Source organism: Cellulomonas endometrii (genome assembly GCF_949769265.1).
Taxonomy (GTDB): domain Bacteria; phylum Actinomycetota; class Actinomycetes; order Actinomycetales; family Cellulomonadaceae; genus Cellulomonas; species Cellulomonas endometrii.
In genome coordinates this window covers 1-14,874 of sequence record NZ_CATKPC010000017.1, presented here as the reverse complement: position 1 = coordinate 14,874, position 14,874 = coordinate 1, and the positions used below count along the sequence as shown (strand labels likewise).

General features: G+C 74.5%; 13 protein-coding genes. 2 read left to right on the top strand and 11 right to left on the bottom strand.

Annotation, left to right across the window (positions count from 1 at the left end; genetic code table 11):
* Nucleotides 1-62: 62 nt before the first annotated feature.
* The 3 genes from QNH85_RS15895 to QNH85_RS15885 are packed head-to-tail and all read right to left on the bottom strand — an operon-like array spanning nt 63 to nt 3,553.
* Entirely contained in the window at nt 63-1,616 is a 1,554-nt protein-coding gene (locus QNH85_RS15895) for a CYTH and CHAD domain-containing protein (RefSeq protein ID WP_282947966.1), read from the bottom strand.
* A 50-nt stretch (nt 1,617-1,666) separates the two neighbouring features.
* Nucleotides 1,667-3,052, bottom strand: a complete 1,386-nt coding sequence (locus tag QNH85_RS15890) for a pyridoxal phosphate-dependent decarboxylase family protein (protein WP_282947964.1) — start codon at nt 3,050-3,052, stop codon at nt 1,667-1,669.
* Nucleotides 3,053-3,109: 57 nt separating this feature from the next.
* Nucleotides 3,110-3,553, bottom strand: coding sequence for a MarR family winged helix-turn-helix transcriptional regulator (locus QNH85_RS15885; RefSeq protein ID WP_282947963.1), 444 nt, complete (start codon nt 3,551-3,553; stop codon nt 3,110-3,112).
* Between the two features lie 205 nt (nt 3,554-3,758).
* Here QNH85_RS15885 and QNH85_RS15880 point away from each other — a divergent pair, with 205 nt between their 5' ends.
* Nucleotides 3,759-5,252 (top strand): DHA2 family efflux MFS transporter permease subunit, encoded by a 1,494-nt coding sequence (locus tag QNH85_RS15880; protein WP_282948064.1) that lies wholly within the window; start codon nt 3,759-3,761, stop codon nt 5,250-5,252.
* Between the two features lie 35 nt (nt 5,253-5,287).
* Nucleotides 5,288-5,905: a maleylpyruvate isomerase N-terminal domain-containing protein gene (locus QNH85_RS15875; RefSeq protein WP_282947962.1), complete on the top strand. Its 618-nt coding sequence runs from the start codon at nt 5,288-5,290 to the stop codon at nt 5,903-5,905.
* A gap of 64 nt (nt 5,906-5,969) precedes the next feature.
* On the opposite strand, the gene QNH85_RS15870 is transcribed toward QNH85_RS15875, so the two are convergent.
* The 8 genes from QNH85_RS15870 to QNH85_RS15835 form a co-directional block, all read right to left on the bottom strand.
* Nucleotides 5,970-6,752 carry a hypothetical protein gene (locus QNH85_RS15870; RefSeq protein ID WP_282947960.1) on the bottom strand — a complete coding sequence of 261 codons (783 nt, stop codon included), beginning with the start codon at nt 6,750-6,752 and terminating at the stop codon, nt 5,970-5,972.
* Between the two features lie 13 nt (nt 6,753-6,765).
* Entirely contained in the window at nt 6,766-8,835 is a 2,070-nt protein-coding gene (locus QNH85_RS15865; RefSeq protein ID WP_282947958.1) for a beta-galactosidase, read from the bottom strand.
* A gap of 64 nt (nt 8,836-8,899) precedes the next feature.
* Complete coding sequence (locus tag QNH85_RS15860) at nt 8,900-9,886, bottom strand: ABC transporter permease (RefSeq protein ID WP_282947957.1); 987 nt, start codon at nt 9,884-9,886, stop codon at nt 8,900-8,902.
* Nucleotides 9,883-11,382 (bottom strand): sugar ABC transporter ATP-binding protein, encoded by a 1,500-nt coding sequence (locus tag QNH85_RS15855; protein ID WP_282947955.1) that lies wholly within the window; start codon nt 11,380-11,382, stop codon nt 9,883-9,885. Before QNH85_RS15855 ends, QNH85_RS15860 begins: the two co-directional genes overlap by 4 nt.
* 41 nt (nt 11,383-11,423) lie before the next feature.
* Nucleotides 11,424-12,557, bottom strand: a complete 1,134-nt coding sequence (locus tag QNH85_RS15850) for a substrate-binding domain-containing protein (RefSeq protein ID WP_282947953.1) — start codon at nt 12,555-12,557, stop codon at nt 11,424-11,426.
* 367 nt (nt 12,558-12,924) lie between these two features.
* Entirely contained in the window at nt 12,925-13,941 is a 1,017-nt protein-coding gene (locus QNH85_RS15845) for a LacI family DNA-binding transcriptional regulator (protein ID WP_282947951.1), read from the bottom strand.
* 44 nt (nt 13,942-13,985) lie between these two features.
* Nucleotides 13,986-14,657, bottom strand: coding sequence for a DUF4386 domain-containing protein (locus QNH85_RS15840; RefSeq protein WP_282948063.1), 672 nt, complete (start codon nt 14,655-14,657; stop codon nt 13,986-13,988).
* Nucleotides 14,654-14,874 (bottom strand): hypothetical protein (locus QNH85_RS15835; protein WP_282948074.1); only part of this gene is annotated, 221 nt, incomplete at its 5' end. The genes QNH85_RS15835 and QNH85_RS15840, both read right to left, overlap by 4 nt.

The window sequence follows — 14,874 nt, the reverse complement described above, 5'->3', positions numbered from 1 at the left end:
CAGCGCGCGAGAGGGCTGCGGGCGAGCGGACCGGGCGTCGGCGGGCTGGGCGAGCGGGCGGGTCACCGCAGCCACCGGCGCAGTCCCGCGCCGCGAGCCGCCTTCCACGTCGGCCGGATCCGCTGCTGGGCCTGCTCGGCGCGCTCCTCCTCGAGCGCGTGCAGCCGCCCGTACCGGAACGCCGCCTCGGTGCTCGCCGTGCGCCGGGCCAGCTCCCGCAGCCGCTCCCGCGTGATGACCGCGTCCTGGTGCTCGCCCAGCACCTCCTGCACCGCCTCCAGGGCCCGGGCGTACGCCGCCGCCTGCTTGCCGAGCGCCGGGCGGACCGCCTCGCCGGCGTAGCGCGCGGCCTTGGCGGCCTTGCGCGCCTCGTGCAGCACCCGGTCGCGCTCCGGGCCGGCGGGCGCCCGGCGGGCGCGCTTCAGCAGGCGACGCGCCCGGGGGTCGCGGCGGGCGACGAGCCGCGGCAGCGTCGTGCGGGCCGGTGCGGCGGCCCGGGCCCGCAGCGGCGGCGACGCGGCGAGCGCCGCGAGGGCGACGACCAGGTGGTGGTACCGCTCGCCGTCCAGCTCCGCGAGCACGCGGTCGTGCGCGGCCCGCCGGTCGTCCTCGAGCTCGTCGGGCCCCGCGTCGACCAGGGGCCCGGCGGCGACGGCGGCCGCCCGCACCCGGTCCCGCAGGACCTCGGCGTCCCGCACGGTGCCGAGATCGCGCGCGAGCCACCGGAGCTCGTCGCGCAGCGGCCCGGTCACCGTCGTGTCCAGCAGGGGCGCGAACGTCCGCAGGGCGCTGCGGAGCCGGCGCGTGGCGACGCGCATCTGGTGCACGGCGTCCGGGGTGCCGAGCCGGACCGCGAGGTCCTGCGCGAGCACCTGCTCCACCTGCCCCGCCAGGTACGCGCGGAGCACCTCGCCCGCCGGGGAGCTCCGCCGCAGCCGCGCCGGCTCGTCCCGCGGCTCCCCAAGCCCTGTCCCGAGCACCCGCGCGAGCTTGGACTGCACGTCGGCCGGCCGCAGCCCGGCCGCCCGCAGCGCGCGGTCCACCACGTCCAGGAGCTCCTCGGGCCCGTCGACCACCTCGGCCTCGACCTCGCGCCACGACTGCACCGCGCCGAGGGCGTCGCCGCTCCCGCCGGCGGGGAGCACCCGGCGGGCCGTCACCCGGTCGTCCGCCAGCTCCAGCAGCACCCGGCCCGAGGCGTCGACCAGCCGGTGCTCGTGCCGCTCGGTCGTCACCTCGGCGACCGGACGCAGGACGGCGCCGCCGGCGCGGGCCCGCACCAGGGCGCGCAGCGGCGCGGGGACGGTCCGGACCGCACGCCCCAGGGGGAACCGCACCTCCGTGCGGGCGTCCGGGCCGGCCGGCACCTTGAGGTGCCACCCGGCGTCGTGGCCCCCGGTCCGGCGCCGGAGCGTCAGCCCCGCCGCGGCCAGCCGCAGGTCGGCGGTGTCGAAGTAGGTCGCCGCGAGGTGCAGCGTGCCACCGCTCTCGGTCGCCGGCGTCCCCGGGTCGGGCAGGGCGCCGTCCGCCCCCGCGACCAGGGCGGCGAGCGACGGCAGCGTCGCGTCGTCGGCGGCGGCGTAGGTGCGCTCGACCTCGCGGTGCAGGACCGTCATGGGCCCGTTCTACCGTCATCCGCCCCGCCCGGCGAGGGGCGGCGCCCGGCTCAGACCGCGGACGCGGCCCTGCGCACCGCCGCGACCGCGCGCGCCACGTCCTCCTCGGTCGTGGCGGCGTTGCTCACCGAGACCCGCAGCACGTCGCGCCCGCGCCACCGCGAACCCGACATCCACGCCTCCCCCTCGGCCAGCACGCGCGCGGTGACGCGCCGGGTGCGGTCGTCGTCCTCGAACGCGACCGAGACCTGGGTGAACACCACGTCGTTCAGCACCTCGGCGCCGGGGACCTCCGCGAGGCCCTCGGCGATGGCGCGGGCCCGGTCGACCAGGCCGTCGACGAGCGCGGCGACCCCGGACCGGCCGAGCGCCCGCAGCGCCGCCCACACGGGCACCCCCCGGGCCCGGCGCGACATCTCCGGCGTCTTGTCCAGCGGGTCCGCGGCCTGCTGGAACGCCGCGAGGTAGGCGGCGCCGACCTGGACGCCCATCGCCCGGCGCAGCGGCTCGGGGTCGGCGACCACGGCGATCCCGCAGTCGTACGGCACGTTCAGCGTCTTGTGCGCGTCCGTGGCCCACGAGTCGGCGCCCTCGTGGCCGGCGAGGAGCGGCCGCAGCCGGGGCGACGCCGCCGCCCACAGGCCGAACGCGCCGTCGACGTGCACCCACGCGCCGTGGGCGTGCGCGGCGGCGACGGCCTCGGCCATCGGGTCCCACGCCCCGGAGTGGATGTGTCCCGCCTGCAGGCAGACGATCGTCGGCCCGGTCCCCGCCGCGAGCGACCGCCGGAGCGCGCCGGCGTCGATCCTGCCCTGGTCGTCGGCCGCCACCTCCTCGGGCACGCCCAGCCCCAGGTAGCGCAGCGCCAGGTCCACGCTCACGTGCCGCTCCGCCCCGACGAGCACCCGCACCCGCGGGCCGCCCGCGAGCCCGTCCCGCTCGACGTCCCAGCCCGCCGCGCGGAGCACCTGGTCGCGGCCGGCGGCGAGCCCGGTCAGGTTCGCGGAGGTCGCCCCGGTCACGAACCCGACGTCGGACCCTGCCGGCAGCCCCAGCAGGTCCAGGAGCCACCGGCCGGCGACCTCCTCGACGGCCGCGGCGCCCGGCGACATCGCCCGCATGCCGACGTTCTGGTCCCACGCGCTCACGAGCCAGTCGGCCGCGAGCGGCGCCGGCTGCGTCCCGCCGACCACCCACCCGAAGAACCGGCCGGACCCGAACGTCATCAGCCCTGGTTCCGCGAGCGCCGCGAGCTCGTCCACCACGGCGTCCGGCGGCGTCGGCCCCTCGGGCAGCGGCGCCTCGACGGCGGCGAGCGCCTGTGCGGGGGTGAGCCGGGGCGGCACGGCGCGGTCGGCGGCGGCGGCGAGCCACTGCCGGGCATGGGCGTCGGCGCGCGCCAGGGCCGGGCCGAAGACGTCGTCGTCCGCGGGCATGGCGCCAGTGTGCTCCGCGGCGGTCCCGGTGGGAAGGGAACAGCCCCCCCGCGACGGTCAGTCCGCGTCGTGCGCGAGCGCCTCGGTGAGCGCCGCGAGGTCCGGCGCCGCGCGCACGGCCGCGGCGCGCAGCTCCTCGGGGGCCTCTCCCAGCCGCTGCGCCCAGAACCGCCGCAGGTGCCGCAGGCTCTCCTCCGCCCGGGCGGTGGGCACGAGCTCGACGACCCGACCGTCGGCCGCCGCGTGCTCGCGCACGACCAGACCGCCGGCCTCCAGGGCCCGCACCGCCGTGCTGACGTTGCTGCGCCGGAGCCCGGTCGCGGCCGCCACCTGCGTCGGGGTGCTGCGGGGGCGGTTGAGGACCGCGCGGATCACCGTGGTCTCGGTGCCGGTCAGCGGCACGTCCCGCAGCGAGGCCTGCGTCGCGTCGAGCTTGCGGGCCAGGTCGAGGACGGCGTCCGCGAGATCGGCGAGGCGGTCGTCGTCGTCCTGCTGCGGCATGGGTGCAGTGTCGCGCATCACCACCGCCCCTCTCGACCGCCGCCGTCCCCAGATGCGTATACTTCCATAATCAAATCTTTCACGACCCGGGCATCACCATGCCCCGGGAAGGGAGCCCCATGTCTGTCTCGTCCCCGCCCGCGACGGCGACCCCGTCCCCTGGGCCGGCCCCACCGGCCCGGCGCGCCCCCTCCGCGGACGGCCCCTGCTCACGCTCGTCGGCGTCGCGTTCGGCCTGTTCCTGGTGGGCCTCGACTCGACCGTCGTGTCGATCGTGAACCCCGCGATCGCCGCCGACCTCGGCACCTCGTTCGCGCAGCTCCAGTGGATCACCCACGGCTACCTGCTCGGGCTCGCGGTGTTCCTGATCCTGGCCGGCAAGCTCGGCGACAAGTACGGCCACCGCACCCTGTACCTCGTGGGCCTGGTGGTGTTCACGGCCGCGAGCGTGGCCATCGGCCTGTCGTCGACCGCCGACGCCGTCATCGCGTTCCGCGTCGTGCAGGGCATCGGCGCCGCGGTGCTCATGCCGCAGACGCTCGCCATGCTGCGCGCCACCTTCCCGCGCGAGAAGTTCGGCATGGCGGTCGGCCTCTGGGGCGGCATCTCGAGCATCGCCATCGCGGCGGGGCCGACGCTCGCGGGCGCCCTGGAGGCGTCGTTCGGGTGGGAGTCCGTCTTCTACGTCAACGTCCCGGTCGCCGCGATCGGGCTCGTGTACTCCGCGTTCCTGCTGCCCCGCACCAGCTTCCCGTCCGAGGGCCGGTTCGACGTCCGGGGCGTGGTCGTGCTCGGCGTCGGCCTGTGCGCGACCGTCTTCGCGATCGTCCAGTCGGAGTCCTGGGGCTGGGGCTCCCCCCGCACCCTCGGCCTGCTCGCCGCGGGCGTGCTCGTGATCGCCGGCTTCCTCGCCCTGCAGGCGCGCACCGCCAACGCGCTGCTTCCGCTGTCCCTGTTCCGCGGCACCACCGTGGCGACGGGCGGCCTGATCATCGCGGTGAACTTCTTCGTCCTGCTGGGCGCGACGTTCCTGCTGCCGATGTTCTTCATCAACCTGCGCGGTGCGACCGGCCTCCAGGCGGGCGTGATGATCCTGCCGCTCAGCGCCCTGTCGATCGTCGCCGCACCGGTCGGCGCCCTGCTGGTGTCGCGGCTCGGGACCCGGTTCACCGCGGTGCTCAGCCTCGGGCTGACCGCCGTGGCGCTCCTCGTGCTGCTCGACGCGTCGGCCGACTCGTCCTACGGCGTCATCGCGGCGGCGTTCGTCGTGCTCGCGTTCGGTGCCGGCATGACCATCACCGCGGGTGCCGAGGCGGTCGTCGGGTCCGCGCCCGTGCACCTGGCGGGCGTCGCCGGCGGGTTCCAGTCCACCTGCATCCAGATCGGCGGGGCGCTGGGCACGGCCGTCATGTCGGCGGTCGTCGCCGCGCGGGTCGGCTCCGGAGCGGCCGGGCTCGGCCTCGGCGAGCACGAGCTCGAGGGCCTCGCCCAGGGTGCGGTGCCCGCGCACCTCGACGCGGCCGGCGCGGCGCTCGCGACCAGCGCCTACGAGTCGGGCCTGCACAGCGCGTTCGCCGTCGGCGCGGTGCTCGCGCTCGTCGCCGCCGGCGTGGCGTTCGTGTCGCTGCGCGGCATGCGGCGCGCGTCGGTCGAGCAGGTGCTGGCCGAGACCGTCGAGGGCGAGGCCGGGCACGCCTGACGCCGTCCGGGCCCGGCGGACCTACCCTGACCGGCATGGAGCCGACCTGGCCCGGGTCCCGCCGGGCGTTCACCGAGGCCGCGCGGTGGTTCGCGGCGACCGTCACCCGCGTCGACGGCCGCTGGGACGCTCCCGGCCTCGGCGAGTGGGACGTCCGCGCCCTCGTCGGCCACACCACCCGGGCGCTGCTCACGGTCGAGGCGTACCTCGCCGCGCCCGCGGCGCGCGTGGACCTCGCGTCGCCGGCCGCGTACCTGCGCGCGACCACGGCCGTCGCCGCGGGGCCGGAGGTGACCGCCCGGGGCCGCGCGGCCGGCGACGCGCTCGGCGCGGACCCGGTCTCCGCGGTCGCGGCCACCGCGGAGCGCGTCGTCCGGCTCGTCGACGCGCAGGACGGCACGGCCCTCGTCAGCACCGTGGCGGGCGGCATGCGGCTCGCGGACTACGTCCCCACCCGCACGTTCGAGCTCGTCGTGCACACGTGCGACCTCGCCCGCGCTCTGGGGCTCCCGGCGGACGTCCCCCGCGAGGCCGCCGCGCACGCGCTCGCGCTGGCCGCGGACGCAGCGGCAGCGCGTGGGGACGCGGCGGCCGTGCTGCTCGCGCTGACCGGGCGGACCGCGCTGCCCGCGGGGTACTCGGTCCTGGCCTGAGCCGGGCACCACGGAGGCCCGGACCAGGCGGTCCGGGCCTCCGTCGTCCCTGCGGCGGCGCGGCTCAGGAGCGGAAGGTCGCGGCGCCCTGCTCCACGAGCGAGGCCAGCACGCCGGCCTTCTCCTGCGCCGGGGCGGACAGGTAGGCGTCCGCCGCCGCGCGGTCCAGCACCAGACCGAGGGAGACCGTCTTCCCGACGGACTCCTGCCAGCGCGTGAGCCGGTCGAGGACCTCGGCCCGGCTCCCCGCGATGTCCACCAGCGACGGGTCGGCGGTGGTGACGGACGTGACCTTGTGGTCCTCGTCGAGGTCGAGCACGAGCGAGGCCCACAGGGCGCCGTCGTCGTGGACGCCGAGGACGACGCTCGTGCCCGCAGGGACGAGCGCCTTCGCGGCGGCCTCGATGTCGTCCCGGGACGCGCCGGTCGTCCACTGCAGGCCGAGCACCTCCCGGGCCGGTCCCGGGTGGGTGACGATGCCGTCGGAGAACCTGTCCAGCAGCGCGTAGGTGCGCTGGACGAAGACGTCGAGGTCCTCGTCGATGTCCCACGAGTCCTGGACGGCCGCGAAGTAGGAGTCGACGGCGTCTCGCTCCATCACGACCACGAAGTCGACCGCGTCTCGGTTCGCCTCGTAGAGCTCCGCGGCGAGGGCGTGCGGGTCCTCGACCCGGTCGACGCGGCCCGTGCACGGCGCACCGCTGGTGTGCCGGAACTTGACCACGGTCCCCCGGTCGTGGATGACGACGAGCCGGCGGGCGGCCTTGGCCGAGCGCAGCAGCAGCGACTGGGCGTTGCGCCACTGGTCGACGTCGATGTCGGCCATGAGGACGTCTTGGTGCAGCATGAACGTGCTCCTCTCAGGCGGTGACGGTGCACCGGTAGACGTGGATCGAGTACGGCGCCATGGGTTCGGCGAGGTGGCTGCCCGAGGTGGTGACGTCCCGGCCGTCCCACACCTCCTGGACCTCCTTGAGGCCGACCCCCACGGACACCTCGGCGTCGACCGGCTCGGCCGACGGGTTCGCGACGAAGACGAGCAGGGTGCTCGGGTCCTGCGGGTCGGAGTGGATCGTCACGTCCAGCCGCGGGTCGTTCGTGGTGACCTCGTGGACGCCCGCGTCGCGCACCGCCGCCGCGACGGCCTGCGGCACCGCCTGGAGGTCGCTGACGACGGTGACGGCCCCGGCGCCGACGCGCGCGGTCGCGACGCCGCCGGCCGACCCGGGCTGGCCGATGGCGTCGGCGAGCACCGAGCACGGCCGCATCACGCTGTCCAGGCCGGGGACCTTCGGTCCGACGACGACCCGGCCACCGCCACGGGCGAAGTCGACGAGCGCGCGCTGCACACCCTCGTCGAGGTAGTCCAGAGTGGTGAGGACCACGACCTTCCGGCCCGACCACCGCTCCGGGCGCAGGTCCGTGTCGGACAGGACCGTGCTGGCACCCGTGGCGGCCAGTGCCTCCGAGAACGCGCTGAACCAGGTGCCCTTGGCCAGCTGGACCGGCTCGTCGAAGCCGAGCGTCGACTCGCTCACCGTGACCGGCCCGGCGTACTCGGAGAACCCCGACGGGGTCTCGAGGAAGTCGCCCGGGAACGACACCAGGACGCTCGTCGCCTCCAGCCGGTCGTACTCGCGGTTGGCGAGCAGCAGCACGTCGGCGTCCCGCCGGAACCGGTGGTACTCCCCCCGGTCCAGCATCGCGTTGACGTTGCCGAACATCGCCACCTTCTCGGGGCGCTCCCGACCGTCCCGGCGCACCGGCGAGTCCAGCCACCGGTCCCGCTCGACGAGCATGTACCGGGAGAAGCCCCGGATGCCCTGCATGAGCGCGGCCTTGGTGACGAACTCCTCGTCGTGCCAGTCGCCCGGGTTGAGGTACCAGGGCCACACGCCGGCGATGAACTCCGGGATGTACGGGTAGCGGCTCGTCCCGACCACGTACGACGCGACCGTCTTGACGTGGGAGAACAGCTCCTTGCGGGAGTAGATGTCGAAACCGACGAAGTCGAGCTTCTCCTCCAGCCGCATGAGGTTGAACGGGGTGGTGAAGCCGGAGGCGGCGCCGCCCGGGCCCAGGGGGTGCGGGTAGTTGTGGAACAGCGTGATCCCGCCCAGACCGCGCTCCCGCATCATCCCCGCGAGCCGGTCCATCGAGTCGACGAGGTACTGCTCCCGGTACTCCGCCCAGTCCGCGTACCAGGGGATGTCCGCCTTGTCGGTGGCCTCGAACCGCCGCGGCGGCTCGACCTCCGCGAGCTCGGCGTACGGGCGGGAGTACGCGGACGCGACCGCCTCCAGGTCCCCGTACTTGCCCACGAGGAACCGCCGGTAGGCCGCGAGGGACTCGGCCGAGTAGTCCGCGATGTAGGCGTTGACGCCGAAGAAGTACGCCATCTCGTTGTCGACCTGCGCCGAGACGATCCCGCCGTGCGGATACGCGTGCTTCGCGAGGATCGCGCAGATCGCGTCGTACCAGAGCGCTGTCTCCTCGTAGAACGCCTCCGAGGCGTAGTTGAGCGCGGGGATCGGCTTGGGGACCTGCGTGAGGATCACCTTCGAGCCCTTGGCGCTCACCGCGTGCAGCCGCTCGTCGGCGAGGATCCGCTGCGGGTACCCGAACCACGTCAGCTCGGAGTTGATCTGCGGCCCCGGGCGGACGACGATCCTGAACCCCTTCTGCTCGCAGAGCGTGAGAAACGCGTCGATGTCGTTCGAGGGGTCGATCTCGCCGAAGTCGAAGCGCCCCTTCTCGATCTCGTGGGCCTCCCACGGGATGTAGATGGAGATCATGGTGAAGCCCATGCGCCTGACGGAGTCGAGGATCGGCTCCCAGCGGTCGCGCTCCAGGCGCCAGTAGTGCACGGCGCCGCCGTAGAGGCTGACCTCCTCGCCGTCGATGGCCATGGAGCCGTTCTGGATCGTCACGGGGCGGTGGGTGCCGGAGTGGTGGGGCACGACTGTCCCTTCCTTCCTGGGTGAGGTGGTGGTGCTACTTGTTCCGGGCGAGTGCCACCGCGAGGACGATGATCACGCCCCTGATGACCTGCTGCTGGCTCGAGTCGAGCCCGGCGAGGATCAGGCCGTTGTTGATGAGGCCCATGAGCAGGGCGCCGAAGAGGGTGCCGATCACGGACCCGCGGCCGCCGGCCAGCGCGGTCCCGCCGAGGATGACGGCGGCGATCGCCGAGAGCTCGTCCCCGGCGCCCCACTGGAAGCGCCCGGACTGCAGCCGTCCGGCGTAGAGCAGGCCGGCGAGGGACGCCGCCATCGCGGAGATCATCATCACGCGGAAGGTGATGGCCCGGGTGCTGATGCCCGAGTACTCCGCGGCGGTGCGGTTCGCCCCGGTCGCCAGGACCTGCCGGCCGAACTTCGCCTTCTTGAGCACGACGGCACCGACGGCGACGACGACGGCGCTCCAGATCACCAGACCGGGGAGCCGGCCGACGTTCCCGCTGCCGAAGACCGTGTTGAACGTGCGGTCGAGGATGGGCTGCGGGGCGGACGCCGTCACCCACTGGGCGACGCCGGCGGCGATCCCGAGCATCGCCAGGGTCACGAGGAACGACGGGATGCGCAGGAACGCCACGAGCGAGCCGTTGACCGCCCCGACCACGACCCCCACGAGGAGGCCCGCGACGATCCCGGGCACCAGGCCCCAGGCGGCGATCGCCATGGCGGCCGTGATGGACGTCAGGCCGGCGATCGAGCCCACGGACAGGTCGATCTCCGCGCAGGCGATCACGTAGGTCATCCCGACGGCGATGATCGTGATGATCGCCGACTGCCGGAGGATGTTCAGCAGGTTCGTCGAGCTGAGGAAGCCCTGGTCCCCGAGCAGGACCGCGAACACGAGGAAGACGACGACGAACCCGACGTAGATGATGTCGCGGCGCCAGTCGACGCGGGCGGCCGCGGACTGCCACCAGGGCGTCGCCGTCCGGTCGGCGGGGCGGGTGGGGGTCGTGGTGCTCATGCCGCGAGCCCCTGCACCGCGAGCTCCAGCTCGACCTCGGACGTGACGCGGTCGGCGTCGATGCTGTCGACGACGCGGCCGTCACGCATGATCAGGAACCGGTCGCACATGGCGATCAGCTCGGGGTACTCCGACGAGATCACGATGATCCCCTTTCCGGTCTGCGCGAGCTCGCGCACGATGCGGACGATCTCGGTCTTCGTGCCGACGTCGACGCCGGCGGTCGGTTCGTCCATCACCAGGACCTCGGGGTCGGTCCCCAGCCACTTGGCGATGACGATCTTCTGCTGGTTGCCGCCGGACAGGAGCCGGGCAGGTGCGTCCGGCCGGGCCACGGCGATGGAGAGCCGCGCGATCAGCCGGTCGGACAGCTCGCGCACCTTGTCCCGGGCGATGAGGCCACCGCGGCGCAGCCCGTCCAGCAGCGGCAGCGTGAGGTTGTCCCGGACCGAGTGGTCGAGCACCAGGCCCTGGAGCCGCCGGTCCTCGGGGATGAGCGCGATACCCGCCTCGATCGCGTCGGCGGCCGAGCCGAGGCGCAACCGCTCGCCGTTCCTGTGCACCGCCCCCCGGGTGATCCGGCTCATCCCGAACAGGGCCCGCGCGAGCTCGGTGCGTCCCGAGCCCATGAGACCCGCGATGCCCACCACCTCGCCCGCACGGACCTGGAACGTGGCGCCGTCCACGCCGGCGGCGTGCACGTCCCGGACGTCGAGGACGACGGGCCCCGGTTCGCCACGGGCGGGTCCGCCGGCGTCCGCGAGCTCCCGGCCCGCGATGCCGGCGACGATCTCCCGGGGCGAGATGTCGTCGAGCGCCGCGGTCACGAGGTTCCTGCCGTTGCGCAGGATCGTGATCCGGTCCGCGATCCGGTAGACCTCGTCCATCCGGTGCGAGATGTAGACGATCGCGATGCCCTGGTCCTTGAGGCGGCCCACCAGCTCGAACAGCGCGCCGACCTCGTGCTTCGCGAGCGACGCGGTGGGCTCGTCCATGATCAGGACTCGCGCGTGCTGACCGAGCGCCTTCGCGATCTCCGTGAGCTGCCACTGCGCTGTCGACAGCGCGCCGACCTCGGTCGCGGGGTCGATGGCGACGCCGATGCGGTGCAGCAGCTCGGCCGCGCGGGCGCGCATGGCCGCGTCGTCGATGAGCCCGGCGCGGGTGGGCTCCCCGTCCAGGAAGATGTTCTGCGCGACCGTCAGCGTGCTGATGAGCGAGAACTCCTGGAACACCATCCCCACGCCGGCAGCACGGGCGGCCTGGATGCTCTTGGCCTCCAGCGGAGCGCCGAACACCTCGACGACGCCGGCGTCGCGCTGGTAGACGCCCTGCAGGATCTTCATCAGCGTCGACTTCCCGGCGCCGTTGCCCCCGGCGAGGGCGTGGACCTCGCCGGGGAGCACCTCGAAGTCGACGTCGTCCAGCACGGTCACGCCGTCGAACGCCTTGCGGATCCCGTGCATCCGGATCGCGAGCGGGGAGTCGGCGGGCATGCGGGCACCTCCTTGTGCGGGTTCGTGCGGGTCGGTGGGCGTCAGTCCGCGTAGGACTCGGTCACCTCGGACGGCGGGTCGGAGTGGTAGACCTGCTCCCACCCCTCCAGGACGTTGTCGTGCGTCACCGGGAGGGCCGAGAGAGCGACGTACGGCGGCGCCGTCTTCCCGAGCAGCGCCCCGGCGGCCAGGTCGGCCTCGGTCGTCCCCTGGTCGAACGGGACCTGGGCGCCGAGCCCGACGACCATCTCGCCGCGGGCGAGGGCGATCGCGACGTTCGTCCCGAGGTCCTCGGTCGCGATCTTGAGGTCGGTGCGCCCGGCGGCGCGGGCGGCGGCCATGACTCCCTCGGCGGGCACGTCCCACACCGCCCAGATCCCGTCGAGGTCGGGGTACTGGGTCAGCCACGCGTCCGCGACGGCCTGGGCGTCCCCGGCGAAGTCGGGGCCGGCGATCCCGCGCTCGTCCACGATCTCGATGTCGGGGTACTCGTCCTCGATGGTGGTCTTGAAGCCCTCGTACCGCTGCTGCGTCACGAAGAAGTCGGCCTCGTGGGAGATCAGGCCGATCTTCCCGGCGCCGTTGAGGGCCTTGGCCATGAGGTGCGCCGACACGACGCCGTTGCCGTAGTTGTCGGCCGACACCACGGACACGTAGTCCGTCCCCGGCTCGAGCCCGTCCGGGACGTTGTCCATGAACACGAGCTTCACGCCGGCGTCCGCGGCGGCCTGGTAGGCCGCCGAGGTCGCCACGGGGTCGGTGGGGATCGACACGATGATGTCCGGGTCCCGGGCCATGACCGTCTCGAGGTCGGAGACCTGCTGACCGGGGTCGAAGTCGGCGTCGGTGACGGCCACGACCTCGATGCCGAGCTCCTCGAACCGCTCCCGCAGCCCGGCGATCTGGGCGTTGGCCCAGTCGTTGCCGCCGTAGTGCATGACGATGGCGGCGGTCGCCCCCATCTCGCGCACCTGCGCCACCTCGTCCGGCGTGAGCTCCGCCTCCGACGCCGGGGCGGGCTCCTCGCCGTGCGGGCCCTTCGCGAGCACCTGGCCCGCGAGGTCGGCCAGGGCCTCGTCCGCCTGGGTCGAGACCTCGGTGTTCTCCTCGGCGGCCTCGCCCGTCCCCGACGAGCACGCTGTCAGAGCGACAGCGGCGACGGCCAGGGGTGCCACCCAACGCAGCCTGCGCAACATCATCAATCTCCTTCGATCGGTGTGCGGTGGTGGTGCTGGTCGGGAACGCCCCCCTCGGCCTGGTCCCCGATCGCCGGCGCCGGCCCCACGGTGGACCGCCCGACACGTCGAGTGTGAACGTTCGCCCTCTGCGCGGTCAAGGACTTAGGCGAACGTTCGCCTGTCACGTTTTGGTCACGGTCACCGGGACTGATCTGCCGGGCGGGGCGCGGCCCTGAGCCGCGGGAGAGGACGCGCGCTCGTCGAGCACGCGCAGCCTCAGGGGATGCGGGGTCTCAGAGGGCGCGGTGCGGTGCGATCCCGCTTGCGGTGACGCGCGGCGGCACGGCGGCGGGACCGGGGAGGTTCAGCGCGGCGACGGAGCGGCCGCCGACGCGCGCACGACCAGCGTGGGAGCAGCGGGAGAGGTGTCGACCTCGCGGCCCTCGATGAGGCCGAGCAGGATCTCCATGCACCGCGAGCCGACGGTCGAGAACGACTGGCGGACGGTGGTGAGCGGCGGGAAGGTCTGCGCGGCGAACTCGTTGTCGTCGAAGCCGACCACGGAGATGTCCTCGGGCACCCGGACCCCGGCCTCGTACAGCGCGCGGAGGAACCCCAGCGCCATGAGGTCGGACGCGATGAAGATCGAGGTGGGCAGCCCGGCGGCGACCATCCGGCGGCCGATCCGGTAGGCGCCCTCGCCCGTCCAGTCCCCGTACTGCACCGCCGGCGCGGGCAGCCCGTGCGCACGCAGCTCCGCCTGCCAGCCCCGCAGCCGCACCTGGCCGTCCAGCCACTCCTGGTTCCCCGCGAGGTGCGCGACCTCCCGGTGACCGAGCTCCACCAGGTGGCGCGTGGCCAGCTGGGCGCCGAGCTGCTGGTCCTCGTAGAAGACGGTGACGCCCTCCTGGCTGGTCTCCCCCGGGGACAGCAGGACGACCGGCAGCCCTGCCGTCACCTCCTGCGTGACGTGGGAGAGCGACACGCGGGGCGCGATGACGACGACGCCCTCGACCCCCCGCTCGACGAACGCCCGGAACGTGTCGGCGACCTCGTGCGGGGCCGGGTAGCTGGTGGTGGTGACGAGCGCCGTGTAGCCGGCGTCCCGGGCGGCGGACTCGACCGCCGCGAGCGTGCTCACGGGCCCGTAGCGCGGTGAGGCGTCCGCGATGACCCCGATCGCACGGGACCGGCTGGTCACCAGGGCCCGCGCCGCGTCGTTCCGCCGGTACCCCAGCTCCGCGATCACGGCGAGCACCCGGTCGCGGGTGGCGGTCGAGACGCGACCGCCGTCGTTGATCACGCGCGACACGGTCTGGAACGACACGCCGGCTTCCCTCGCCACGTCCTTCACGGACGGGCGCCGGCGCGCGTCAGCCACTGCCGCTCCTCGTGCTCAGGCCCCCCGGGGAGCTCGTCCGACCCTCAGGACCCCAGGGTACGGCCTGGACCGGCGGCGACGTCCTGACCGGCGAGGGCCGCGACCGGCCGGAAGCCCTTCACCAGCAGCCAGAGGCCCAGCGACAGCTCCCACACGAACACCGGCGCGACGGCCACAGCCGACAGCGCCGACAGCTGCTCGTTCACCCCGAACGCCGTCGCGAGGTCCGACACCAGCAGCAGCGGCGCCCCGACCAGCCCGGCCACCGGGATGGCCCGGGGCACCAGGCCAGAGCGCAGCATCAGCGGCGCCAGCAGCAGCGCGTTGACGGCGGCCATCACCCCGGGGCCGAGCAGGAAGGTCCAGTCGCGCACCGCGACCAGGCCCTGCGCGACCGCGATCCGTGCGGCGTCGTCCGTGCCGGGCGCCACCTCCTGCCGCAGGGTGACGACGGCGAGCAGGCTCACGACGCCGATCGCGATCACCGCCGCCTCGACCAGCCGGGACGCGACGAACCCGAGGGCGAGGTGCTCGCCCCAGCGCCTGACGACGGGGAACAGGACGACCGCCGTGCCGACGCACGCGAGCGCGTTGACCAGGTCGAGCAGCGCGCCGGCGGTGACGGCGCCGTCCGCCCCGGCGCCGAGCACGTACGCCGGGTCGTCGAGCACCGGGCCGAGGAGCGGGAGCGCGGCGATCGAGGCGACGAACGTCAGCAGGTACAGCGCCCCGGCCAGCCGGGCGGTCCCCCGGTACGGGGTCGCGGCGGCGGGCCGGGGGGACGCGGGGGCGCCCGCTCGAGCACCCCCGCGCCCGCCCCCAGCACCAGCGGGGCGACGAGGGGGTACGGCACCCAGTCCTCCAGCACGGGGAACGCCGCGACCAGGACGACCCCGGCGGCCAGCAGCACGCCGCCCGCGACGCCGACCGCCA

Coding starts and splice junctions, on each gene's coding strand:
- QNH85_RS15895 (WP_282947966.1), bottom strand. CDS start 1,616: ATGACGGTCCTGCACCGCGAGGTCGAGCGCACCTACGCCGCCGCCGAC.
- QNH85_RS15890 (WP_282947964.1), bottom strand. CDS start 3,052: ATGCCCGCGGACGACGACGTCTTCGGCCCGGCCCTGGCGCGCGCCGAC.
- QNH85_RS15885 (WP_282947963.1), bottom strand. CDS start 3,553: ATGCCGCAGCAGGACGACGACGACCGCCTCGCCGATCTCGCGGACGCC.
- QNH85_RS15875 (WP_282947962.1), top strand. CDS start 5,288: ATGGAGCCGACCTGGCCCGGGTCCCGCCGGGCGTTCACCGAGGCCGCG.
- QNH85_RS15870 (WP_282947960.1), bottom strand. CDS start 6,752: ATGCTGCACCAAGACGTCCTCATGGCCGACATCGACGTCGACCAGTGG.
- QNH85_RS15860 (WP_282947957.1), bottom strand. CDS start 9,886: ATGAGCACCACGACCCCCACCCGCCCCGCCGACCGGACGGCGACGCCC.
- QNH85_RS15855 (WP_282947955.1), bottom strand. CDS start 11,382: ATGCCCGCCGACTCCCCGCTCGCGATCCGGATGCACGGGATCCGCAAG.